This window comes from Fontibacillus phaseoli (genome assembly GCF_003337355.1).
In the GTDB taxonomy this organism is placed as follows: Bacteria; Bacillota; Bacilli; order Paenibacillales; family Paenibacillaceae; genus Fontibacillus; species Fontibacillus phaseoli.
In genome coordinates, this window is record NZ_QPJW01000014.1 from 1 (window position 1) to 24,186 (window position 24,186).

The 24,186-nt window shown below is 48.7% G+C and carries 19 protein-coding genes and 1 rRNA gene; 7 read left to right on the forward strand and 13 right to left on the reverse strand.

Annotated features, from left to right (window positions below):
• From DFP94_RS21715 to gyrA, 3 genes are all read right to left on the reverse strand, one after another.
• A 16S ribosomal RNA gene (locus tag DFP94_RS21715) occupies positions 1–299 on the reverse strand; the annotation flags it as partial.
• A gap of 259 nt (positions 300–558) precedes the next feature.
• On the reverse strand, positions 559–1,668 hold the full coding sequence (locus tag DFP94_RS21720) for an HD-GYP domain-containing protein (RefSeq protein ID WP_114498578.1): 1,110 nt from the start codon (positions 1,666–1,668) through the stop codon (positions 559–561).
• Positions 1,669–1,851: 183 nt separating this feature from the next.
• On the reverse strand, positions 1,852–4,395 hold the full coding sequence (gene gyrA, locus DFP94_RS21725) for a DNA gyrase subunit A (protein ID WP_114498579.1): 2,544 nt from the start codon (positions 4,393–4,395) through the stop codon (positions 1,852–1,854).
• A 371-nt stretch (positions 4,396–4,766) separates the two neighbouring features.
• Between gyrA and DFP94_RS21730 the strand changes: the two genes are divergently transcribed.
• Positions 4,767–5,540: a YheC/YheD family protein gene (locus DFP94_RS21730; protein WP_245955056.1), complete on the forward strand. Its 774-nt coding sequence runs from the start codon at positions 4,767–4,769 to the stop codon at positions 5,538–5,540.
• A 78-nt stretch (positions 5,541–5,618) separates the two neighbouring features.
• On the opposite strand, the gene gyrB is transcribed toward DFP94_RS21730, so the two are convergent.
• The 10 genes from gyrB to gnd form a co-directional block, all read right to left on the reverse strand.
• The gene (gene gyrB / locus DFP94_RS21735) at positions 5,619–7,523 is read right to left on the reverse strand and encodes a DNA topoisomerase (ATP-hydrolyzing) subunit B (RefSeq protein WP_181873258.1); all 1,905 of its coding nucleotides are present in this window, start codon (positions 7,521–7,523) and stop codon (positions 5,619–5,621) included.
• A 43-nt stretch (positions 7,524–7,566) separates the two neighbouring features.
• Positions 7,567–7,815, reverse strand: coding sequence for an extracellular matrix regulator RemB (gene remB / locus DFP94_RS21740; RefSeq protein ID WP_114498582.1), 249 nt, complete (start codon positions 7,813–7,815; stop codon positions 7,567–7,569).
• A 15-nt stretch (positions 7,816–7,830) separates the two neighbouring features.
• Entirely contained in the window at positions 7,831–8,943 is a 1,113-nt protein-coding gene (gene recF, locus DFP94_RS21745; protein ID WP_114498583.1) for a DNA replication/repair protein RecF, read from the reverse strand.
• Positions 8,944–8,995: 52 nt separating this feature from the next.
• On the reverse strand, positions 8,996–9,217 hold the full coding sequence (gene yaaA, locus DFP94_RS21750) for a S4 domain-containing protein YaaA (RefSeq protein WP_114498584.1): 222 nt from the start codon (positions 9,215–9,217) through the stop codon (positions 8,996–8,998).
• Positions 9,218–9,230: 13 nt separating this feature from the next.
• Positions 9,231–10,373: a DNA polymerase III subunit beta gene (gene dnaN, locus DFP94_RS21755; protein WP_114498585.1), complete on the reverse strand. Its 1,143-nt coding sequence runs from the start codon at positions 10,371–10,373 to the stop codon at positions 9,231–9,233.
• A 378-nt stretch (positions 10,374–10,751) separates the two neighbouring features.
• Positions 10,752–12,098: a chromosomal replication initiator protein DnaA gene (dnaA, locus tag DFP94_RS21760; RefSeq protein ID WP_114498586.1), complete on the reverse strand. Its 1,347-nt coding sequence runs from the start codon at positions 12,096–12,098 to the stop codon at positions 10,752–10,754.
• Positions 12,099–12,585: 487 nt separating this feature from the next.
• Positions 12,586–14,133, reverse strand: coding sequence for a gluconokinase (gntK, locus tag DFP94_RS21765; RefSeq protein ID WP_114498587.1), 1,548 nt, complete (start codon positions 14,131–14,133; stop codon positions 12,586–12,588).
• Between the two features lie 36 nt (positions 14,134–14,169).
• Positions 14,170–15,528, reverse strand: coding sequence for a GntP family permease (locus tag DFP94_RS21770; RefSeq protein ID WP_114498588.1), 1,359 nt, complete (start codon positions 15,526–15,528; stop codon positions 14,170–14,172).
• Between the two features lie 114 nt (positions 15,529–15,642).
• Positions 15,643–16,332 carry a GntR family transcriptional regulator gene (locus tag DFP94_RS21775; RefSeq protein ID WP_114498589.1) on the reverse strand — a complete coding sequence of 230 codons (690 nt, stop codon included), beginning with the start codon at positions 16,330–16,332 and terminating at the stop codon, positions 15,643–15,645.
• A 20-nt stretch (positions 16,333–16,352) separates the two neighbouring features.
• Positions 16,353–17,252, reverse strand: coding sequence for a phosphogluconate dehydrogenase (NAD(+)-dependent, decarboxylating) (gene gnd, locus DFP94_RS21780; protein ID WP_114498590.1), 900 nt, complete (start codon positions 17,250–17,252; stop codon positions 16,353–16,355).
• A gap of 360 nt (positions 17,253–17,612) precedes the next feature.
• Between gnd and rpmH the strand changes: the two genes are divergently transcribed.
• The 6 genes from rpmH to mnmG all read left to right on the forward strand — a co-directional run bounded on the left by rpmH (position 17,613) and on the right by mnmG (position 24,186).
• The gene (rpmH, locus tag DFP94_RS21785) at positions 17,613–17,747 is read left to right on the forward strand and encodes a 50S ribosomal protein L34 (protein ID WP_044481584.1); all 135 of its coding nucleotides are present in this window, start codon (positions 17,613–17,615) and stop codon (positions 17,745–17,747) included.
• A 216-nt stretch (positions 17,748–17,963) separates the two neighbouring features.
• Entirely contained in the window at positions 17,964–18,314 is a 351-nt protein-coding gene (rnpA, locus tag DFP94_RS21790) for a ribonuclease P protein component (RefSeq protein WP_114498591.1), read from the forward strand.
• Between the two features lie 75 nt (positions 18,315–18,389).
• Complete coding sequence (locus DFP94_RS21795; protein WP_181873259.1) at positions 18,390–19,277, forward strand: YidC/Oxa1 family membrane protein insertase; 888 nt, start codon at positions 18,390–18,392, stop codon at positions 19,275–19,277.
• A complete protein-coding gene (gene jag, locus DFP94_RS21800) occupies positions 19,274–19,996 on the forward strand; it encodes an RNA-binding cell elongation regulator Jag/EloR (RefSeq protein WP_114498592.1) in 723 nt (240 codons plus the stop codon). The genes DFP94_RS21795 and jag overlap by 4 nt, the downstream gene beginning before the upstream one ends.
• 734 nt (positions 19,997–20,730) lie before the next feature.
• Positions 20,731–22,110 (forward strand): tRNA uridine-5-carboxymethylaminomethyl(34) synthesis GTPase MnmE, encoded by a 1,380-nt coding sequence (gene mnmE, locus DFP94_RS21805; protein WP_114498593.1) that lies wholly within the window; start codon positions 20,731–20,733, stop codon positions 22,108–22,110.
• A gap of 189 nt (positions 22,111–22,299) precedes the next feature.
• Positions 22,300–24,186: a tRNA uridine-5-carboxymethylaminomethyl(34) synthesis enzyme MnmG gene (gene mnmG, locus DFP94_RS21810; protein ID WP_114498594.1), complete on the forward strand. Its 1,887-nt coding sequence runs from the start codon at positions 22,300–22,302 to the stop codon at positions 24,184–24,186.

Sequence of the window (24,186 nt, forward strand, 5' to 3'; positions counted from 1 at the left end):
CTACGCATCGTCGCCTTGGTGAGCCGTTACCCCACCAACTAGCTAATGCGCCGCAGGCCCATCCGTAAGTGACAGATTGCTCCGTCTTTCATTATTTCTCCATGCGAAGAAATAAATTATCCGGTATTAGCTACCGTTTCCGGTAGTTATCCCAGTCTTACAGGCAGGTTGCCTACGTGTTACTCACCCGTCCGCCGCTAACTATCCGGAGAGCAAGCTCTCCATCAAGTCCGCTCGACTTGCATGTATTAGGCACGCCGCCAGCGTTCGTCCTGAGCCAGGATCAAACTCTCCAATAAAGTGTTTGACTTGCTCATTTAGAAAAACTGACGAGAAAATTAATTCTCATTTTAATACTCACTCGTTGTTCAGTTTTCAAAGATCAACTTCGTTTTTTGTTGTTATCGTTTTTTCAGCGGCAACTCTTATAATATATCACTTACTGCGGAAACTCGCAAGTATTTTTTTCAAAAACTTTTTTATCAAGATTCAAAATCCCGATCTGCCTTCCGCAGCAGCGAATATTAATATACCTCATAACCAACCTAAAAAGCAACCCTAAGAAAGAACTTCCTCAATATACAGATGTCTTGCCTGCACGAGATTGACGATTTCTCCCTGTACAGAGACCATTGGCCGCGTTGGATGCTGACGGTCGGAAAAGACGATTTCTCCCACGCTATCATTACTAAGGCGCACCCGCATGCCATTGTGAAACTGAGTCACTTTTTCCACAAACATCTGGACGATCCCTGGATCAAGCTTGCCGAAGGCTTCCGATTTGATTTGCTCCAGAACCAGATAAGGGGACTGTGCCTTACGGTATCTCCGGTTTAACGTCATTGCATGAAAAATATCGGCAACTGCCACGATTTTAGCATAGGTATGAATTTTGTCTCCGCTTAGGCGGAATGGGTAGCCCGTTCCGTCCATTTTTTCATGATGCTGCAGTGCCGTAAGTCTCACGCCCTCATTAATGGCTGAAGTTTTACGGAGTTGCTGATAACCGTAAGTGGTATGCATCCGCATTTCTTCCGACTCATCATCTGTCAAATGACCCGGTTTGTAGAGAATTCCCGGATCTATTTTTGTATTGCCTATATCGTGAAGCAAGCCCGCAAACGCTACCTGCATCCAGTCTTTTTGCGGCAGGCCGCACCACTTTGCAATCTGATAGGAAGTTAGTGAAGATAAAATGGCATTGTGGAACAAATAATCATATTCATTCATATTACGTGGAACGAAAGTGAGTATATTAAAGTGTTTCAACTGCTTGATCAATGCCTCTAATTGGTGACGTAGTTCATAGATCGGAAGTTCGGAAGCCAGAACGGATTGAAATGCGCTTTTCGTCAAATGCAGCATCCGATCATATTCTTTGTAAAGAGGGCCGGATGGTGATTGTTCGCTTTCATATTGAATAATACCCGCAGCCGCATTAACGCCTCGTCCTGACTTTCCGGACTCGAGAGCATCCACGAATTCCTCCTGTCCTTTGGCTTGCGCCTCCTCGATTTCTACCTGCTGGACCATAAATGCGCGTAATATATCCAAATCTCTGGGCAGAAGCACTTTTCCTTTATGCAGCAAAAGGCTGCCCAAGGGAGTATGTACATGATTCACAATTTTTAATCCGGGTTTAAGTTCCAATACAGGGACACTAGCCATATTCACTTTCGCTCCTCAATCTTCCAATGTTTAGGGTAGGTGCCCTATCTAGTGAAATAGTACTACATAATGTCATTATATTACGAGACTCCCTGCCCAACAATCCTTTTTGCAACCTATAATATATTGAATTTTTAAAAAAACCGGACCTCCTAAAAGGAAGCCCGGTTTAATCGTCTGTACTTATTCTTCTGAATCCTCAAGTCCTTGTTCTGGTGCCTCTTGCGCATCCGTATCACTGTCCTCGGAGGAGGCTTGTACAACCTCTCCGTCTCCATCCAGAGATTCTTCGTCCGGTTCTTCCTCCGTCTTATCTGAGCGGCAAACCGTAGCTACAGAATCATCTTCGCGGATATTAATCAATTTTACGCCCTGCGTGTTCCGGCCCATGGTCGAAATACCCTCCATGCTCGTCCGGATCAGGGTACCGCTAGAGGTAATAATCATGAGATCCTCTTCGTCTTTAACGACTTTCAGACCGACAACAGGACCATTCTTTTCCGTCACATTGATCGTCTTAATCCCTTTACCGCCCCGGCTTTGGATCCGGTATTCCGAGGCCGGTGTCCGCTTGCCGTAACCGTTGGTCGTAACAATGAGAATATCCTGTTCAGGTACAATAACATCCATACTGATCAATTGATCCTCTTCGCCCAGCGTAATGCCCTTGACCCCGGTAGCCGCTCTACCCATGGAGCGTACATCGCTCTCAGGGAAGCGGATGGACATGCCTTGAGCCGTACCCATAATCATCTCTTGATGGCCATCCGTGAGTTTGACATCAATCAGAATATCATCCTCGCGCAGGTTTACGGCGATCAGCCCGCCTTTGCGGATATTGATATAGTCTTCGATCGGCGTTTTCTTCACGACTCCTGAACGAGTAGCGAAGAACAGATATTTATCTTCATCGAAACGCTCGACAGGAATGACTGCATTAACGGTTTCCCCTTGCTCGATCTGAATCAGATTGATAATCGGGGTTCCCCGCGCCGTCCGGCCAAGCTCCGGAATCTCATACGCTTTCAGGCGGTAGGCTTTACCACGGTCGGTAAAGAACATCAGATAGTGGTGCGAGTTCGTTACGAACAGATGCTCCACAAAATCATTGTCCTTGGTATCCATCCCGATAACGCCCCGGCCCCCGCGTTTTTGACTGCGGTAAGTGGTCAAAGGCAAGCGCTTGATGTATCCGGTATGAGTGATCGTAATAACGACCTCTTCCTGCGGAATCAAGTCTTCGTCCAGAATGGCTTCTTCCCCGACCATAATTTCGGTCCGACGCTCATCGGAGAAGCGGTCGCGGATCTCTTGAAGTTCCTCGCTGATGATTTGCAGAACGAGTGCTTCATTAGCCAAAATCTCACGGTATTCCGCGATCTTTTGCATCAGCTCCTGATACTCGTTCTCAATCTTCTCACGTTCCAAACCGGTCAGACGTTGCAGACGCATATCCAGAATCGCCTGGGCTTGCTCTTGGCTGAGCCCGAAGCGCTCCATCAGCCCGGTCCGGGCGCTGTCCGTGGTTTGCGATCCGCGAATAAGCGCGATTACTTCATCCAGATGATCGAGGGCAATACGCAACCCTTCCAGGATGTGAGCACGGGCTTCCGCTTTTTTCAGCTCAAATTCCGTCCGGCGACGAATAACCTCAACCTGGTGCTGCAAATAATGATGAAGAACTTCCTTGATCGTCAAAATCTTCGGCTCATTATTGACGATTGCCAACATATTGATACCGAACGTGCTTTGCAGCGCCGTATGCTTGAACAAATTATTCAGCACGATGTTCGGGTTCACGTCACGGCGCAGTTCGATCACTACGCGCATACCGTTCCGGTCGGATTCGTCGCGCAAATCCGTAATGCCGTCGATTCTTTTCTCGCGGACCAGTTCGGCGATCTTCTCCACCAAACGCGCTTTGTTAACCTGATAAGGGAGCTCGTCCACAATAATCCGGGCTTTGTTATTATTCTCCTCGATCGTCGTTTTTGCGCGCATCGTAATGGAGCCGCGCCCTGTCGTATAAGCTTGACGTATTCCCGAACGTCCGATGATATAACCCGCCGTAGGGAAGTCCGGGCCCTTGATATATTCCATCAAATCCAGCGAATCCAGATCAGGATTGGCAATCAACGCCTGAACCCCGTCGATGACTTCGCCTAAATTATGCGGAGGAATATTGGTCGCCATTCCGACGGCGATCCCCGAAACCCCGTTGACCAGCAAGTTAGGATAACGTGCCGGAAGTACGACCGGTTCCTTCTCTTCCCCGTCGTAGTTCGGCATAAAATCTACCGTCTCTTTATTGATATCGCGCAGCATCTCCATTGCCATCTTGGAAAGGCGTGCTTCCGTATAACGCATCGCCGCGGCAAAATCGCCGTCAATCGACCCGAAATTACCATGACCGTCGACAAGCATATAACGCATGGAAAAATCCTGTGCCATCCGCACCATCGTTTCATAAACCGCGGAATCACCATGAGGGTGATACTTACCGATGACTTCGCCGACAATTCTCGCCGATTTCTTAAACGGCTTATCAGGATGCATGCCAAGCTCGTTCATAGCGTACAAAATACGCCGATGCACCGGCTTCAGTCCATCCCTTACGTCCGGCAAAGCACGGCTGACAATAATGCTCATGGCATAATCCATAAAGGATTCGCGCATTTCCACATTAATGTCCCGGTCTATAATTTGCGAAAATTTTTCTTCCGCCATGCTGGACCTCCTTCAATAATCTATCCAAGTGCCTATGTAAACGGGATAGAATTCTGAAAAATCAAGTTGAATCCCCGAAAAACCGCTATGATTCATTATATTACTTTCACAAATCATGCACAATTAAACCTGTGGGTTCCGGTCCCTATTTACAGCAGGCACAAAATAAAATGGGGATGTGTCCATTCCCATTGCATCCACTCTTCATACACTACAAATATAGGCATTTTGAGAGGTTGTTCCAAAAAACATTCAAAAAACTAATAAAATCCCCATATCTTATAATTATACCATTGTTTATCTCTTCTGTCCTATGTTTTTCATACCTGAAGCCATAGCAGCCCGGGGTGATGGAAAGGAAGGATTCTCAGTTGGCGATTCAGCGCATTGCGAGCAAATGGGAAAAAACGATCATTCTAAGACAAAAGGAGTTGATCCGTGCCTACATTCCAGAAACGCGGAAATATACGTTCGAGCATCTAAAAGAGATGATTGATATTCACGGACTGGTCTACGTCAAGCCGGACCGGGGAACCTACGGTAATGGGGTCATGAGCATTGAGCCTTGGTGCGATGAATTGGAGCCGGAAAGCCCTGTTCAATATAAGCTCCGTTTCGGAATTCAAAGTGAGCTGTATCCTGCGTTAGAAGAGCTGCACGCGGCCGTGTCCGAGAGGATCGACAAGAAATTTTATCTGATCCAAAAAGGAATTACTCTACTGACCTTTCGCCGCCGCAAGTTTGATATTCGTGCGCTTGTACAAAAGACACCGCAAAAAACTTGGGAAACGACCGGCTTTATCGGGCGTGTGGCCGCGCAGCAAAAAATTATTACCAACTATCACGGCGGCGGCTCTGTCATGCCGATTGAAGAACTTCTAAGCCCGTATCTTGAGGCTAAAGAATATTTACAGTTGTATAAAGAAATGAAACAGGTAGGCATCCTTGCAGCGGCCCAATTAACCCGAAAGTTTCCCAATCTTAAGGAAATCGGCCTGGATATCGCCATAGACGAGCAGTTTAAAATCTGGATTTTGGAAGTGAACACCCTTCCCGCGCTTTTTCCCTTTAAGAAACTGCAAAACAAAGATATCTATAAAAAAATCCACCGTTACGCGGTCGCCTACGGCAGATTAAAAAAATAGACGGAGAAGGCCGTTTCATTCACGAATCAAAAAAACCCCGCCATTCGGATTCGGCGAGGTTTTTGTCTAGTCTTTGATCTAGATGTCCAGATTTTTTACGGTTCTGGCATGTTCATGAATAAAGTCGCGCCGCGGCTCAACATTATCCCCCATCAACGTATCGAAAATCGCATCCGCCTGAATGGCGTCGGAAATCGATACCTGCTGCATGGTCCGGCTTTCAGGATCCATCGTAGTCTCCCATAGCTGATCGGGATTCATTTCTCCGAGACCTTTATACCGCTGTACGTTAAATTTGGCATTTTCTCCGAATTCGGCGATAATTTCGTCGCGTTCTTTCTCGGAACCGGCGTAACGAACCACCTTATTCCGCTCCACTTTAAAGAGTGGCGGTTGTGCGATGTAGATGTATCCAACTTCGATAATCTTCCTCATGTAGCGGAAGAAGAACGTCAGCAGCAAAGTACGGATATGCGCACCGTCGACGTCGGCATCGGTCATAATAATAACCTTGTGATAACGGGCTTTGGAAATGTCGAACTCTTCTCCGATCCCGGTACCAAGCGCGGTAACGATCGCCCGGATTTCCGCGTTGCCGAGAATTCGGTCCAAACGCGCTTTTTCCACGTTCAGGATTTTCCCCCGCAGCGGCAAAATCGCCTGGAAGTGACGATCCCGGCCCTGTTTGGCCGATCCGCCTGCGGAGTCGCCTTCGACGATGTACAGCTCACTGATGGATGCATCCTTCGAGGAGCAATCCGCCAGCTTGCCTGGCAATGCGCTGACTTCCAGCGCGCTCTTACGCCGAGTCAACTCGCGTGCTTTACGCGCCGCTTCCCGCGCACGGGAGGCTTGCAGCCCTTTTTCCAATACCCGCCGGGCTACCGAAGGATTTTCCTCCATGAATTCCTGGAGCTTCTCCGCGAATAAGGACTCCACGATCCCGCGCACTTCACTGTTGCCTAGCTTCGTCTTCGTCTGTCCTTCAAATTGCGGCTCGGGAATTTTGACGGAAATGATCGCGGTCAAGCCTTCGCGCACATCATCACCGGTTAGGTTAGAGTCGTTTTCTTTAATCATGCCGTTCTTGCGTGCATAATCGTTGATGATCCGCGTCAATGCGCTCTTAAAGCCGGACTCATGGGAGCCGCCTTCATGCGTATTTATGTTATTCGCAAACGAAAAAATATTTTCCGTATAGCTGTCGTTATATTGCAGCGCAATTTCAACCTGAATCATTTCACGTGAGCCTTCCACATAGATCGGCGTTTCATGAAGAACTTCCTTGTTCTGATTCAGAAATTTGACGTATTCCATAATGCCGCCCTCGTAATGAAACGAGTCGGAAGCGCCTGTCCGTTCATCGGTCAACGATATATTAATCCCCTTGTTCAAAAACGCCAATTCGCGAATCCGGGTCAACAGGATATTGTAATCAAAAACGGTCGTCTCCGTAAAAATTTCCGGATCCGGATGAAAGGTCGTCTTTGTTCCGGTGATGTCGGAATCGCCTACTTGCTTAACATCATATTGCGGAGCCCCGCGATGGTACTCTTGCTGATAGGTATGGCCATCCCGATTAACTTGAACGACGACTTTTTCGGAGAGTGCATTCACAACCGATACGCCTACTCCGTGCAAACCGCCGGACACTTTATATCCGCCACCGCCGAATTTCCCCCCGGCATGAAGCACGGTCATAACTACTTCCAGGGTCGATTTTTTTAGTTTCGTATTTTCACCGACCGGAATTCCCCGTCCGTTATCGATAACGGTAACGCTGTTATCTTCATGGACGAAGACATCGATTTTGTTCGCATAGCCGGCCAAAGCTTCGTCAATACTGTTGTCGACGACTTCCCAGACCAAATGGTGCAGACCCCGGGCACTGGTGGAACCGATGTACATCCCGGGGCGTTTGCGAACCGCCTCTAGACCTTCCAGTACCTGTATCTGACTCTCATCATACGATTGCTCGTTCATAGACAATGCCTTCACCTACTTCTATAGATTCTATGACAATGGATTACACCATAGATTGAATGTTTGTCTTCTTCTTCAGCGTGGCGGAGGAAATCGGCGAATAGTACACCGTATTCTTGGTCACTACAATCGATTTCGGCTCTTCTTCTCCGATCCGCATCACTTGCTTTTCTTTAATAGCGTGACTTACGAATTGTTTGGAAATTTTGGACGATTTCTCAATCGAAATATCGAAGATCGCCACAAGTTCCGAAGAGAGAATCACCTTTTCCCCGCCCAAATGAACGTACATCGCCTTCCCCCGTTTCTACTTCTGGACTCGTCCCTCTTGAACATGAAAAATGCTGGCGTCCTGAAGACGGCTGGCATTAATACTTTCAATCCCCGTAGCCGTGATGAACGTCTGCACTTTGCTTTGAAACGTCTCGATCAATTGAGTCTGGCGGTACGGATCCAACTCGGACAATACGTCATCAAGGAGCAGAATGGGATATTCCCCAATCTCCTCGTGGATCAGCTCGATTTCCGCCAGTTTAAGTGATAACGCCGTTGTCCGCTGCTGGCCCTGGGAACCGAAACTTTGCGCTTCATTCCCGTTGATATGAAAAGCCAAATCATCGCGATGAGGGCCCGAAAGGGTCATCCCGCGGCGGATTTCCTGATCTTTCGTTTGTGATAACTTTATCATAAATTGCTCCAATAAGACAGCTTCATCTTCTTCGTCGGCCTCGCCGAAGGACGGAAGATAGGATAATTTCAGGTTTTCGCCGCCTCCGGTGATACCTTCATGGATCTGCTGGGCCCATTTTTGCAGTTTTCTTATAAATTGTTTCCTTTTCTTGATGATTTTAACACCGTGCTCTACGAGTTGCGCATTCCAGACCTCCAGCATCGTCCCGCTGTCCTTGCTTGAGCCCCAAGCCTGTTTGAGCAGGTTGTTGCGCTGAATCAGCACCTTTTGATACTGCTGAAGGTGAAAAAGGTAACTGGGCTGCACCTGGCCGATTTCCATATCCAGAAAACGCCGCCGGACTCCCGGGGTGCCTTTGACGATCTCCAGATCCTCAGGCGCGAACATAACGGCATTCAGCCCCCCGACAAAATCGCTCAACTTCCGCTGCTCCAGCCCGTTCAGCTTCGCCCGTTTCCCTTGGTGGGAAAAACGCAGCTCAAGACCGACCGACCCGTACTTTCGCTCCACCTCTGCGGCCACCGTGGCATGATCGCTGCCGAATGAAATCAATTCCTTATCTTTCGACGTACGGTGAGACTTCGTAAGCGCAAGCACCAGTAGTGCTTCGAGCAAATTCGTCTTGCCTTGGGCGTTGCGCCCGATCATCAAATTAACGCTCCCGAAGGAATCCAGCGACAGTGTCTCGTAATTCCGGTAGTTCATGAGTGATAATGATTTAACAAACACGTTATCCCAGGCCCTCCTCGGTTCCCCCCGTCGTCCAGGTTCAGGGAGCCCTTTACTCCTCGCCGCGCACTACTTGAAATGAACCGCAATCGGCCACTTCAATCAAGTCTCCGGGATACAGCTTCCGCCCCCGGCGTTCTTCCGGCTCCTGATTGACCTTTACGGCTCCCTCTTGCAGCAGAGCTTTGGCCATGCCTCCCGTAGAAACGCAATCAGCCAGCTTTAAAAATTGGTCCAGCTTGATATATTCACTGGAAATTGTAACGATTTTCATAGAACTACCTCGCTTAGTTAGTTGTTCTGTAAGGCAGAATCAGGTAGAGGCTTTGCGTGTCGTCGATCGGTTTTATGATAATCGGGCTCATTGCTCCGGTAAAACCGATATGCAGTTGTTCGCTCTCCACCACTTTTAATACATCGAGCATATATTTTGAGTTGAACGAAATCCGCAGCGGATCGCCCGTATACTGAGCCAGTTCCAGCTGCTCGGTTACTTTCCCCAGATCGGACGAGCTGGATGAAATTTCGATCGTTCCGTCTTCCATGGTTTGCAAACGCACAATATTCGTCTTTTCCTCACGGGAGAGCAAATAAGCGCGGTCAATCGATTCGCTTAATTTTTTCGTGTCCAAAACAAGTTCTGTTTTGTAGCTTGTCGGAATAATCTTGGAAGTATCCGGATAAGTTCCGTCCAAAATCCGGGAATAGAACAGCACCCGATCAATTTTAAACAGCACCTGATTATCCGCAACGACGATATCCACACGGGTGTTTTGGTCAGGAATGATTTTGCTCAGCTCGTTCAGCGTTTTGCCGGAAATGACTATATTGCTGAAGCGTACGTCTTCGGCATCGTCAAGCTCAGCTATACGGCTTGCCAGACGATGGCGGTCGGTGGCGACAAATTTGAATTGATTGTCGTTCAAGTTCCACAATACCCCGGTCAAGATAGGCGAGCTTTCGTTGGAGGAAATGGAGAATGCTGTTTGTTTTATCATATTTTTCAGTAAATCGCCGGGAATGGAGATGACCTGGTTCTCTTCAATGCTTGGAAGCACAGGAAATTCTTCCGGATCCAACCCGACCATCTGAATATCGGTAGAGCCGGAACGGATTTGTGTCTTGAACCCGTCCAATACTTCCATTTCGATTTCGTTGGAAGGGAGCTTTTTGATAATTTCCACAAAGAATTTCGCCGGAAGCACAACGCTACCAGGGCGTTCTACTTGCACGATTTGTTTATTTTGATCCTCAGCAGGAATAAACGCTTGAATGGAAATGTCGGTATCGCTGGCGGCCAGCGTCATCCCCTGAAAATTAACCTCCAGCTTAATCCCCGTCAAAATAGGGATGGTAGTCCGGCTGGAAATGGCTTTAGCCACATACTGGATGGATTCGTTCAAATCATGCTTTAAAACGCGGATTTTCATAAATTCAACTCCTAAAAATTTTATGAGGCATAGCCTCTATGCTTGTTTATAAAGCTTAGCTTCTTAATATCTCTTTCCCAAATAATCTTACTTCGAAAAATGTCATAATTCATCTCAAACTGCATAAACTTGATTTTAGCAACCAAATGCATTCGGGTGTTCCTCGTACCCTATCTATTGTAACCGCAAATGAACCGTTAAGCATGCCCTGAATTTCGATTTTTTTCCAAGGCGGCATAGCCGTTATTTAGGATGATGTATATCTTTAAAATATATAGAAGAAGTAGTAGGGGCCCTGAATATGTGGATAACGCACTGTAATATATGAAATGAAGCCTATCCACATGTGAATATCATGTGCATAGGCTTATAGCTTATTCAGGATGAGTTTTTAATTTTCTCAGAAATATTGTTGATAACTTTATAGAGATCTTGGTCTACCTTGAGTAGCTGGGTTATTTTTTCGTGAGCGTGAATGACTGTCGTATGATCACGGCCTCCGAAGGCATCTCCGATCTTGGGCAGCGAGAAATCGGTCAGTTCCCGCGATAAATACATGGCGATTTGGCGGGGAAAGGCGATGGCCTTCGTGCGTTTGCGCGCTTTGAAATCTTCCAGCCTCAGATTATAGTACTCTCCGACCTTTTGCTGAATGTCCTGAATGGTGATCATCTTAGGACGGCTGGAAGGAATGATGTCCTTCAGCGCTTCGGCGGCCAGATGCGTCGTAATATCCTGGTTAATGAGGGAAGAGTAAGCGACGACACGGATAAGGGCGCCCTCAAGCTCCCGGATGTTAGTATCGATTTGATTGGCGATATACATCATCGCTTCATTCGGGATGTCCAGGTTCTCCGCTTTGGCCTTCTTACGGAGGATGGCGATCCGGGTCTCCAGATCCGGCGGCTGAATGTCCGTGATCAAGCCCCACTCAAACCTCGACCTGAGCCGTTCCTCCAGCGTCGGTATTTCTTTCGGCGGCCGGTCACTGGAAATAATGATTTGTTTGCGCTCTTCATGAAGCGCGTTGAACGTATGGAAAAATTCTTCCTGGGTCGACTCCTTGCCGGCGATAAACTGGATATCGTCGATCAGCAGGATGTCGATGTTCCGGTATTTGTTGCGGAAGCTTTCCGCCCGGTTATCCCGGATCGAATTGATGAATTCGTTCGTGAATTTCTCGGAAGAAATATAGACGACCTTGCTGCTGGGGCTATGTTCCAGGATGTAATGGCCGATGGCGTGCATCAAGTGCGTTTTGCCGAGACCGACGCCTCCGTACAGGAATAACGGATTATAGGCCCGGGCCGGCGCTTCAGCTACAGCGAGTGAGGCCGCGTGAGCAAATCGGTTGCCTGAGCCGATAACGAACGTATCGAATGTATATTTCGGGTTAAGCATATTGGAAACGCTTTCCTCTGCTTGGACAGGTGCAGGGGGCTCCTTATATACCTGAGTCTGTTCAGGCGCGGAGGATTCCTCAATCACGAAGGAAACGTCGACATGCTTGCCAAGATACTCATACACGGTGGTGGCGACCAATTTCGTATAACGGCTTTCCAGCCATTCCACGGCAAACGTGGTCGGAGCGGAAATGACGATCGAACGATCGTTTAACGAGACGATTTTGGTTGCTTTAAACCAGGTATCGAAGCTGGGTTTGCTGAGTTTGGTGTTGATGATGGATAAAATATGCTGCCATATATCGGAGGTATGGCTATCCACAGCGGTCACTCCTTTTAAATCTTCCAATTGTGGCATGAGCCATGCAGAAAGGGGTCGAAAAAACATAAATAATGGGGAAATTTATCCCCATAGGTCAGAAAAGTGGAATCATTATAAACATGAATAAATTCGAATTGTTCACAATGTTATCCACAGGCTGTTAATAATTTTGATGTTAAATTTAGATATTCACAACAAAAGCAATATAATCATAGCAAAAGAAGCCTTGTTTTTCAATGCACTGCTTGATTTTATCCACAAATTCAATAACTTGTGTATAATTTTAACTCACACCACTACATATTGTTTATAATATGTTTAAAATTCGACAGGATCTGAGATTTTCATAAAAAATTATGCACAGGATGTTCTATATCCAAAAGTTGGTTTGCGGAGATTTATGAATTTCGAAAAAGAGAAGGCTGCCTAAGTTAAGCAACTATATTGCTTATAGGCAGCCTTCTTCATATAGAAGATTTATATGCGATTACTCCGCGGGCAAATTCCGCTGGAATTTGGCAATCGCTTCATAGTCTTCCTCCAGCTTGCGGGAGATGCGAATATAAATGGGGAGGAGTTCTTTATAAATGGCAGCGTGCTCTTTGATGGGGGTATGTTCAAACGTGCCGCCGACCATGCTTGAAACCACGTCAAAGGAGTCGATTTTGCCGAGCGCATATAATCCGAGCACTACGGCGCCGAGACAGGAACTTTCGAAACTTTCGGGAATCACGACCTCTTGATCGAAAATGTCCGCGAGCATCTGCCGCCAAAGCGGAGAACGCGCGAATCCGCCTGTGGCCTGAATTTTTTGAGGTCGGCCGATCTGTTCCTCCATGGCAAGCAGTACGGTATATAAGTTATAAATGACGCCTTCTAGCACGGAGCGGATCATGTGCTCTTTCTGATGATGCAGGGTCAAGCCGAAAAAGGAGCCGCGGGCGTTCGGATTCCACAACGGAGCCCGCTCTCCGGTCAAATAAGGGTGAAATAAGAGTCCGTCCGAACCGGGGCGTACCCTTTCACCAATTTTGGTCAAAACGTCGTAGGGGCTAATCCCGAGACGTTTGGCGGTTTCAACTTCGGAAGCAGCGAATTCATCGCGGACCCACCGGAAAATAACACCGCCATTGTTGACAGGACCGCCGATGACCCAATGCTTCTCCGTCAGCGCGTAGCAGAAGATACGGCCTTTCGGGTCGGTTTTCGGCCGGTCGACCACGGTGCGGATCGCTCCGCTCGTTCCGATCGTGACCGCCACGACCCCCGGATCAATGGCGTTGACGCCAAGATTGGAAAGTACGCCGTCGCTGGCGCCGATGACGAACGGGATGGAGTCATGAAGCCCCATTTGGTCCGCATATCTGCCGGCTAGTCCCTTCATAATATGCGTTGTCGGCACAAGGGTGGATAACTGGTCCGGTGTAATGCCGGCGATCTTCAATGCTTCTTCGTCCCAGTCTAGGCGCTCCAGGTTCATCAGGCCGGTACAAGAAGCGATGGAATGATCCACGACGTATTCTCCGAACAGCTTGGCAAAGACGTATTCTTTAATAGAAATAAACATGTTCGCGTTATTAAAAATTTCCGGCTTATCATGGCGCAGCCAGAGCAGCTTGGACAGGGGGGACATCGGGTGGATTGGGGTGCCGGTGCGCAAATAAATTTCATGGCCGCCCAGCTCGGATTTTAATTTTTCCGACCATTCCACACTTCGATTGTCCGCCCAGGTGAGACACCGCATCAAAGGCTTCCCGTCCCGATCGATAGGGATGACGCTATGCATTGCCGTACTGAAGGAGACGAGCATGATTTGGTCCGGAGCAACCTTGCTCTGATCCATCACGTGGCGGACGGCAGTTAACATTGCGACGAAAATCTCCTCCGGATCCTGCTCCGCTACATCAGCCGTAGGGGTATATAACGGATAACCCTCGTTTGCCGTCGCAACAATATTGCCGTTCTCTTCAAATAACACGGCCTTGGTACTGGTCGTTCCTATATCAATTCCGATCATATACGAAATTTGTTCCATCAGATTAACCTTCTCTCCCTGAAAATTTCTGTTTGATTAAAAGACACTGATGAGAAGTATCAGCGCCAAGCCTACGACGGAAAGGATCGTTTCCATCACCGTCCAGGACTTCAACGTTTGCGGGACCGTCATATTGAAAAATTCTTTGACCATCCAGAACCCGGCATCGTTCACGTGAGACAACACAATGGAACCTGCCCCGGTAGCCAGTACGACGAGTTCTACGTTGGCGCCGGGAGTGAGGGCCAGGACGGGCGCTACGATGCCGGCGGCGGTCGTCATGGCGACGGTAGCCGAACCGGTGGCGACCCGAATCAAGGCGGCTACAAACCAGGCAAACAGGATGACGTTAACATGGGCGCCAGTAGCGATTTCCGCAATCGCGCCGCCTACGCCGCTGTTAATCAAGACTTGTTTGAAGGCGCCGCCCGCGCCGATGATCAGGACGATGGTGGCAATCGGCGCGAGACATTCGCTCGTAAAGCGGGAAATTTCATGTTTCGTAAACCCTCTCGAGAAACCGAGGGAGAAGAAAGAGAAGACGACGGCAATGAGTAGGGCCATAATTTCATGGCCGATAAATTCACAGAACAGCGTAATGCTGCTGGTAGCCTGCGGATCGATAATGTCGGCGATCGAGCCGATCAGCATCAAAATGACCGGCAGCAAGATCGTAAACAGCGTAATCCCGAATCCCGGCAGTTTTCGCGTACCTTTTACCGCGAATTGCTCCGCAAGTTCGGCCGGCGGTTCCAGGACGATGCGTTTACCGATGTATTTGCCAAAGATGGGGCCGGCGATGATGGCAACAATAATTCCTACTATAAGAGAATATAAAATCGTTCGTCCCAGATTTGCCCCATAGGCCTCAATGGCGATCATCGGAGCCGGATGCGGCGGAACAAGACCGTGCACCGTGGACAAACCGGCCAAAATCGGAATGCCGATTTGAAGAAGCGACATTTTTGTTTTTCTCGCTACGGTAAAGACAATCGGAATGAGCAGAATCACCCCGACTTCAAAAAAGACGGGAATACCGACGATAAAGCCGACGATCATCATGGCCCAATGGACCCTTTTTTCTCCAAAACGGTCGACAAGCGTATTGGCAATCTGCTCCGCGCCGCCGGATTCGGCCATCATCTTGCCGAGCATGGTGCCCAGCCCGATGACGATCGCTATTGTGCCGAGGGTTCCTCCCAGTCCGCTAGTGATCGAGTTGACCACGTCCAGCGGCTGCATGCCGGCCAGTAGGCCAAGGAGCAATGCGGATATTAACAAGGTAACGAACGGATTCCATTTATATTTGGAGATCAGAACGATAAGAAAAACGATGGTCACCAGGGTCCAAAATAACAAGGTGGCGTTGTGGCTCATGTTGAATAACGTGCTCATGGTGCTCCTCCTTTTATTTACCCCGTGTAACAGGGCTGCAAGCGAAGATGTAGATTCCTTGGAACTACTTAACCCTAGTATGAAGCAAGGATTGAAAATTCATGAATGCGGTTGTCAATGAGCTTTAGGTGATTCCTTCATACTCGTATGCAACGTATTGCGGGAATCCGCGAAATATTCTTCAATTCTTGCCGAGATGACGGCGGGGTCTCTGGACTCCAGCCCTTTAAGCAGTTTGCGGTGCTTATCCACCACATACTTGATTTTGCCTTCTCCTTGAGAAAAAACATCCTCCGTAGTAATCAGCATGACGGTCATTACGATTTGACGGATGCTGGTCCATAAATGCAAAATGCGCGTGTGATTGGCGGAAGTGATAATTAACTCGTGAAAAGACAGGTCTTGATAAGCAAATTCCACGACATCGCCGTACTTGGCGGCCAATTCCATTTTGTCGACGATTTGCTGCAGGCTAGACAGTAACGGAGCCGGATCCTTCTCGGCCAGACGCTGCCAGGCAAAGCTCTCTATGAGATAGCGAACGTCATATAATTCTTCAATCTCTTTCAATTGAAGACCGTTAACGACGGCACCCATCCGCTGCAAAGTAATGAGAGCTTCGCCGGATAGCGTTTTCAACGCTTCGCGAACCGGGGAACGGCTCGTTCCGAAATCCGCGGCAATGCGGTTCTCGGACAGAATTTCCCCCGGCTTAATGGTGCCGTTAATAATTTGAAGGCGCAGCTCGCAGGCGATGGATTCGCCCAAGGAACTGCCCTTCAGCCAGGAAGCAGGAAACTTCATAATATAGTTGATTCTCCTTCTTATTTTGCGGATTCGACCGCATGGCCGCCGAATTCGTTGCGCAAAGCGGCAACCACCTTGCCGTGGAACGTATCGGATTCGAGGGAGCGGTAGCGCATGAACAGGGACAATGCGATCACCGGGGCGCTCGCTTGCAGATCCAGTGCGGTTTCGACGGTCCATTTTCCTTCTCCGGAAGATTTCATGACGCCGCGGATGCCTTCCAGTTTAGGGTCTTTGGAGAAAGCATTCTCCGTCAGTTCCATCAGCCAGCCGCGAATTACGGAACCGTTGGACCAAACGCGGGCCACGTCTTCGAAGTTGTAATCGAACGGACTTTTATCCAGCAATTCAAAGCCTTCCGCGATCGCTTGCATCATGCCGTATTCAATCCCGTTATGCACCATTTTCAGAAAATGGCCGCTACCGTGTTTCCCTGCGTACAAATATCCGCGGTCGACAGCGATATCTTTAAAAATCGGCTCGATTCCGCGGAATACTTCTTCATTGCCTCCGATCATAAAGCAGCCGCCGTGATTGGCGCCTTCAACGCCTCCGGAAGTACCGACATCAAAGAAATGAATGTCGTGGCCGGAACACTTTTCGGCGAGGGCAAGCGAGTCCTTATAGTGCGAATTACCGCCGTCAATGACGATGTCGCCTGGGGCAAGCAACGAAAGCAGCGTATCTACTACCGATTGAACCGCCGGACCGGCAGGAACCATGACCCAAACAATGCGCGGTGTCTCCAGGGAGTGGACAAGCTGCTCCAGACTGGAGGCAGGAATGGCCCCTTCTTTCGCTGCACTCTGAACGGCTTCGCTGTTCATATCAAAGGCTACCACTTCATGGCGATGTTGAAGCAAATTGTGCACGAGGTTGTAACCCATTTTACCTAGTCCGATCATGCCTAATTTCATAAAAAATACACCCTTTCATAAACAAGTATACTTGTATACAACTTACACCTTTCATATTACCTTGTTGTCCGGTCACTGTAAACCTTATTGAAAGCGATTTCCAATTAAAAACAAAAGAAAATCGACAGATTCAATTTACTTTTCCACATGTGTATAACTTTTATGCGGGAGCGAAATACCAAACGGGCTGTGGAAAATTTTTTTGAAATTTTATACACAATGAGGGAGAAGTTGAAAAAAGAAATGCCGGGCTCGGTTGACTTTTCAGAGGGGTTATGGTTAAATGTAAAAAGGCATTTTCTGTGGATATGAAAATGGTAAATATACAGTGATCGATTCCTGTTAAGGGGGTGCAATAAATTGAAACCGACTTTTAAACCAAATGTGAGCAAACGTAGTAAGGTTCATGGTTTCCGTAAAAGAATGAGCACGAAAAACGGCCGCAAGGTTCTGGCTGCTCGTCGTCAAAAAGGTAGAAAAGTATTGAGTGCTTAATGACTGTATGAAGACCACTACGGTGGTCTTTTTTTACATTATATTAAGATACGCTATAGATGATATTTCGCGGTCCCCACAAAGTATAAGGAAGAAACACGGGTGTACAAGCCCGACTTTGTGGGGTTATTTTGTATCGTTTATGCCTTTTGGGATTGGTCTATAATTACAATAGTACTTTTACCCTTCAGGAGCTCAAATCGAGGAGAAAAGCTCGTGCATAGAAAGCTTAGATTAAGAAACCGCGCGGACTTCACCCGGGTTTACCGCTACGGGAAGTCTTTCGCTAACCGTCAACTTGTTGTTTATTATTCGGCCAAACCTGAGATTGAGCGTTTCCGTCTCGGTGTTTCCGCCAGCAAAAAGATCGGCAACGCCGTCGTCCGCAACCGGATGCGACGGATGCTGAAGGAAATTGTACGTCTGCATGAAGTTGAGATAAGGGATCATCTGGATTTGATTCTGATCGTTCGTAACGGAGCCGTTGGAATGGAGTATAAGGAATTGGAGAAAAGTGTGCTCCACGTGTTGCGCAAAGCCTCGCTGCTCAAGCCTTCCGGACGGTAAGCATGCTGGTTTCTTTGTCCATATAATTATGGTATGATTTACAATGATGGATAGGTTTAAGAGAGGGGTTTTGAAGTGTCGCGTATTACGAATAACAAAAGAAAATGGCTTCTCCTCATCCTCGCAATCGGCCTGATGACTTTGCTGGCCGGGTGCGGTACGCAAAGCGCCAATTTTTCAAGCACCACCGAGGACATGGCGAAGAGCGGTTCCTGGTGGACGGCGAACGTCGTTTATTATTTCTCGCTTGCTTTGGATACGTTTGCGGACTGGTTTGGCGGAGCATACGGCCTGGCCATTCTCGTCATGGTGCTGATCGTTCGGACGTTGATTTTACCGCTTACCTTGAAGCAGGTCAAGAGTTCGAAAGCAATGCAAGCGATTCAGCCGGAGATTCAGAAGATCAAAGAGATGTACAAGGACAACCCGGAGAAACAACAGCAAGAGACAATGAAGCTGTTCCAGGAAAACAAGGTAAATCCGATGGCCGGCTGTTTCCCGTTAATTATTCAGATGCCGGTGTTCATCGCTCTATATAACTCGATTTATCATAACTCGGCGATCCGGGACCATTCCTTCTTATGGTTGCAACTCGGTGAACCGGATAAATGGTACATCTTGCCGATAGTCGCTGCATTGACGACGTTCATTCAAACGAAGATGATGTCGAACATGAACCCGAGCAGCATGCAGGGTCCGATGCAGTTTATGATGTTTGTCTATCCGATTTTAATTTTTGTCATGGCCATGAATTTTGCCGCCGCGCTTCCATTGTACTGGATTTTCAGTAACCTTTACACGATTGCGCAAAACTACTTTATTTACCGTAAAAAAGATCCCGTCCTTGTTACTAATAACAATGCAACAAGCTCAGGCTCCTCCGGAAAATCGAAAAAGGGCGGTTCGAATCTAAAAGCCGGGCATCCCGGTAAAGGTGCCAAGGAGGCCAAAAAATCGAAATGAAGAGCATAGTGACGTCAGGAAAAACCGTTGAAGAAGCTGTAAAACAAGGATTGGCCAAGCTCGGCACCACCGAGGATCAAGTCGCCGTGAATGTGTTGGAGCAGCCATCAAAAGGATTCCTGGGGCTGATTGGGGTGAAGGAGGCCAAAGTCGAATTGACTTTGTTATCCGAAACCAAGCCATCCGCTCCGCCGCAAGGAATCTCTTCGGAAGAACGTCCGCCTGTGATCCGGGAGGAGAACGGGGGGAATGTTCATGACGGACAGGATCCTTACGAAGTGGCGGCGTCATTTATCAGGGACGTCGGTGAGAATATGGGCCTCCAAGTAGACGTGGAGATTGTCCATCAGAAAGACAACACCGTCCTCAACATTTCAGGCAATGATCTTGGCGTACTGATCGGCCGTCGCGGACAAACCCTCGACTCGCTGCAGTACTTGGCGAATATCATCGCTAACCGTTATTCCGAGAACTTTATCCGCATCGTTCTGGATGCGGAAAATTTCCGGGAACGGCGGAGAAAAACGCTGGAAGATTTGGCTATAAGATTAGCGGGACGGGTCGTTCGTACCCGTAAGGAAGTTACTCTTGAACCGATGTCGCCGCAGGAGCGCAAAGTGATTCATTCCAAACTTCAGGATCATCCGGAAGTCAAGACCTACAGTAAAGGCGAAGAGCCTAACCGGAGGGTCATTATTTCACTGAAGCAGAGCAAATGATGCATGAAGACGCAATGACGTTTTGCCCCGGCAAAAGTCATTGCTTTTCTTTTATTGTCTCAACCCTCCCAAACCCTCCCTTACCGTAAGGGAGGGCCCCCCGAGGGCCTGCTGCCCTAGGGGATCACCCGCAAACTGCGGGAACGTGGGAGAATAAGAGGCGCTCCTTTGCCGCTGTCCCCTTCGGGGATCGCTTTTGTTGGGTGCGTGGCACGCTTTTCCCCCTTCGGGTACGTCTTACTTTTGGCGCTCCCGGGCTACCTGGCTTGGTGGAGGCACTGCTGCTTTCGAACGCCCCCGGGCTTGCTTTGGCGAAAAGAGTCGCTTGTCGCCCCTTTGGGGCACGCTATACGTATGCGCGCCTGCAGGGGAGCGGAGAGAAACGCCTGAGGTTTTTGACATCTGCTTTGATTAAGGAGGCGCTGTTCCCTTCGGGAATGCGCTGGACGGTGGCGCAATGATGTTTGGTGTCATTTTGGGATGAGCTGAATGCTGGCGCAAAGAGGGCGTAGTCCCCTTCGAGGATGCGCTAGGTTCTGCACATGGTGAATCGTTAGCGTAGCAAGGCCGTTTGAATTCGGAGAAGCGTTAGCGTTCGCCTTTGCAGTCGGATTATGACCACTTTAGATTTTATAAGATCAAATAATCCGGCTGCAACAGCGATCGGAGAATCAAACGGGTTGCGGAGCGGCCGATGATTCACCAATAACTTTATATATTCGAGGTGACAATATATGCTTAGCGATACGATCGCCGCGATTTCAACCGCGGTAGGGGAGAGCGGGATCGCCGTCATCCGTGTCAGCGGACCTGAGGCGATTGCCGAAGTGGGGCGGCTGTTCCGCTCTAAGACTGCTTTGCCTGAGGCGGGGAGCCATACGGTACATTACGGCTTTATCATCGACCCGCAGACGGGCGAGAAATTGGAAGAAGTTCTGGTCTCGTTATTCCGGGCACCCCGGTCGTTTACCACCGAGGATGTGGTGGAAATCAGTACCCACGGGGGCATCATTTCAGTGAAGCGCGTGATGGATTTACTGCTGCAGCAGCGGGATATCCGCCTGGCGGAGCCTGGGGAGTTCACGAAGCGCGCTTTTTTGAACGGGCGGATCGACTTGTCCCAAGCTGAAGCGGTCATCGATTTGATCCGGTCGAAGTCGGACCGGGCGTTCTCGGTGGCACTAAAGCAAGTGGAAGGCGAGTTGTCGCGCAGAATCAACGTGCTGCGCCATACGCTGGTAGAAACGCTGGCCCATATCGAGGTAAATATCGACTATCCGGAGCATGATGTGGAGTCGATGACCACCGAATTCATCAAGACCAAATGCGCCGAGGTGACGGAGGGAATCAATGGTTTGCTCAAAACGGCGAACCAGGGGAAGATCCTTCGCGAAGGGATTACGACAGCCATCGTAGGACGGCCTAATGTCGGCAAATCCTCGTTGCTGAATGCGCTGGCTCGTGAAAATAAAGCGATCGTTACGGATATTCCGGGGACGACTCGCGATGTCATCGAGGAATATGTAACGATTAACAATATTCCTTTGAAGCTGCTGGATACGGCCGGGATCCGAGAGACGATGGACGTCGTCGAACAGATCGGGGTGGAACGTTCCAAAGCGGCCGTATTGGAAGCGGATTTGATTTTATTGGTCTTGAATAGCGCAGAGCCGCTACATGAGGATGAACTGAAATTAATGGAGCAGTTGAGTAGCCGTCCTACCTTGGTGCTTTTGAATAAGATCGATCTCCCTCAGCAATTGGATAGAGCTAAGGTAAGTCATTATTTCCCGGAAAATGCCGTCGTTGAGCTGTCCGCGAAAACCCAAGAGGGCCTAGATCATCTGGAAGAGGCCATCTCCCAATTATTTTTTGGCGGGAAGCTGGAATCCGGAGATTTAACGTATGTCAGTAATGTGCGGCATATTGCCTTGCTTAAGAAGGCAAAGCAGTCTTTGGCGGAGGCATATGAGGCTGCGGATAGCGGAATTCCGATTGATATCATGCAAATCGATGTAGGGCTGGCCTGGGAGCAGTTAGGGGAAGTTATCGGAGATTCGGCGCCGGATGCGCTGATCGATCAAATTTTCTCCCAGTTCTGCTTGGGAAAATAAAATTGCGGTTGAGAGCCTCACGGTCCGGAGATCATGGTATTATGAGGGGGACCAACTTTGGTTTAAATTTGAATTACACGTGTGCGGACACTACACATAGAGTTCACCACTTTAATTGGCAATTACACCTATACGGGTTTGAGAAAAACTCAGGTGGGATCGCCTAATCATTTTTAGGAGGGAAATCAGATGGGTTATGATGCCGGAAACTATGACGTTATCGTCGTCGGCGCAGGCCATGCGGGTTGTGAATCGGCGCTTGCTGCGGCCCGGATGGGCTGCAGCACGCTGATGATTACGATCAACCTGGATATGGTTGCCTTTATGCCGTGCAATCCGTCGATCGGCGGTCCGGCAAAAGGGCATGTTGTGCGTGAAGTGGATGCCCTGGGCGGCGAAATGGGCCGCAATATCGATAAAACGTTCATCCAAATGCGGATGCTGAATACCGGAAAAGGACCGGCTGTGCATGCGTTACGAGCGCAAGCGGATAAATTTTCCTACCAGCATACGATGAAGGAAACGATGGAGAAGGAAGCAAACTTGACGATGCGTCAGGGTCTGGTGGAGGAATTGATCGTCGAAGACGGAAAATGCGTCGGCGTCATTACTCAGACGGGGGCGGAATACCGGGGTAATGCGATCGTGCTGACAACCGGTACTTATTTGCGCGGGAAGATCATCATGGGTGAACTGATGTATGAAAGCGGCCCGAACAACCAGCAGCCTGCGGTGAAGCTGTCCCAAAATCTGAAGGGTCTGGGCTTTGACCTGGTCCGCTTTAAGACGGGGACGCCTCCTCGGGTGCACAAGGATAGCATTGATTTTTCTCAGACGGAAATTCAACCCGGAGACGAGAAGCCGAAGTTTTTCTCCTATGAGACAAAAAGCTCCGACAACGAACAATTGCCTTGCTGGCTGACCTATACTTCTACTGAAACTCATGACATTATTCATAAGAATTTGCATCGGGCACCTATGTTCTCCGGGGTTATTGAGGGAACCGGACCGCGGTACTGTCCTTCTATCGAGGACAAAATCGTGCGTTTTGCCGACAAGCCCAAGCATCAGATTTTCCTTGAACCCGAAGGTAAGAACACGGCAGAGTACTATGTTCAAGGGTTCTCAACCAGTATGCCGGAAGATGTCCAATTGCAAATGCTGCGCTCCATCCCGGGCCTGCAAAATGCCGAAATGATGCGGAACGGCTATGCGATCGAATATGATGCGGTCGTACCGACCCAACTGTGGCCTTCGCTGGAAACAAAACGTCTTCCGGGCCTGTTTACGGCCGGCCAAATAAACGGAACTTCCGGTTATGAGGAAGCGGCGGGTCAAGGGATTATGGCAGGAATCAATGCGGCCCGCAAAGTTCAGGGGAAAGAACCGGTCATTCTCGACCGTTCCCAGGGCTACATTGGCGTTCTGATCGACGATTTGGTGACCAAAGGGACAAATGAACCTTATCGGTTGCTGACTTCCCGTGCGGAATACCGCTTGCTGCTGCGTCACGACAATGCCGATTTGCGGTTGACGCCAATCGGGCATGAGATCGGGCTTATTCCCCACGAGCGGTATGAGTCTTTCCTTGATAAAAAGGAGAAAGTGGAGGCCGAAATTCAGCGCCTTCGGGAAACCAAAGTCCGTCCGACCGAGGTCAATACCATGCTGGAATCGATCGGTTCGGCACCGATTCAGGATGGAAGCAACCTGTTGACCATATTACGGCGTCCTGAAGTGACTTATGCACATGTGGGTAACTTGTATCCTTCCGAAATTGAATTGGATGACGAAATGAAGGAGCAGGTCGAAATTCAGATTAAATACGCCGGATATATCGAAAAGCAGTTGCTGCATGTTGAACGTTTACAAAAAATGGAAAAGAAAAAAATTCCCGATAATATTAAGTATGATGATATTCAGGGGTTGGCGATTGAAGCTCGCCAAAAGCTCGCGAAAATCCGTCCGATTTCCATCGGCCAAGCTTCTCGGATTTCTGGTGTAACTCCTGCCGATATTTCCATATTACTGGTATATCTTGAACATTATAATCGGGTAACTGCGGCGGGAGGGTAA

Coding starts and splice junctions, on each gene's coding strand:
- jag (WP_114498592.1), top strand. CDS start 19,274: ATGAAGAGCATAGTGACGTCAGGAAAAACCGTTGAAGAAGCTGTAAAA.
- gntK (WP_114498587.1), bottom strand. CDS start 14,133: ATGGAACAAATTTCGTATATGATCGGAATTGATATAGGAACGACCAGT.
- DFP94_RS21775 (WP_114498589.1), bottom strand. CDS start 16,332: ATGAAGTTTCCTGCTTCCTGGCTGAAGGGCAGTTCCTTGGGCGAATCC.
- yaaA (WP_114498584.1), bottom strand. CDS start 9,217: ATGAAAATCGTTACAATTTCCAGTGAATATATCAAGCTGGACCAATTT.
- DFP94_RS21770 (WP_114498588.1), bottom strand. CDS start 15,528: ATGAGCACGTTATTCAACATGAGCCACAACGCCACCTTGTTATTTTGG.
- gyrB (WP_181873258.1), bottom strand. CDS start 7,523: ATGAACGAGCAATCGTATGATGAGAGTCAGATACAGGTACTGGAAGGT.
- mnmG (WP_114498594.1), top strand. CDS start 22,300: ATGGGTTATGATGCCGGAAACTATGACGTTATCGTCGTCGGCGCAGGC.
- DFP94_RS21720 (WP_114498578.1), bottom strand. CDS start 1,668: ATGGCTAGTGTCCCTGTATTGGAACTTAAACCCGGATTAAAAATTGTG.
- dnaN (WP_114498585.1), bottom strand. CDS start 10,373: ATGAAAATCCGCGTTTTAAAGCATGATTTGAACGAATCCATCCAGTAT.
- remB (WP_114498582.1), bottom strand. CDS start 7,815: ATGTACGTTCATTTGGGCGGGGAAAAGGTGATTCTCTCTTCGGAACTT.
- mnmE (WP_114498593.1), top strand. CDS start 20,731: ATGCTTAGCGATACGATCGCCGCGATTTCAACCGCGGTAGGGGAGAGC.
- gnd (WP_114498590.1), bottom strand. CDS start 17,252: ATGAAATTAGGCATGATCGGACTAGGTAAAATGGGTTACAACCTCGTG.
- gyrA (WP_114498579.1), bottom strand. CDS start 4,395: ATGGCGGAAGAAAAATTTTCGCAAATTATAGACCGGGACATTAATGTG.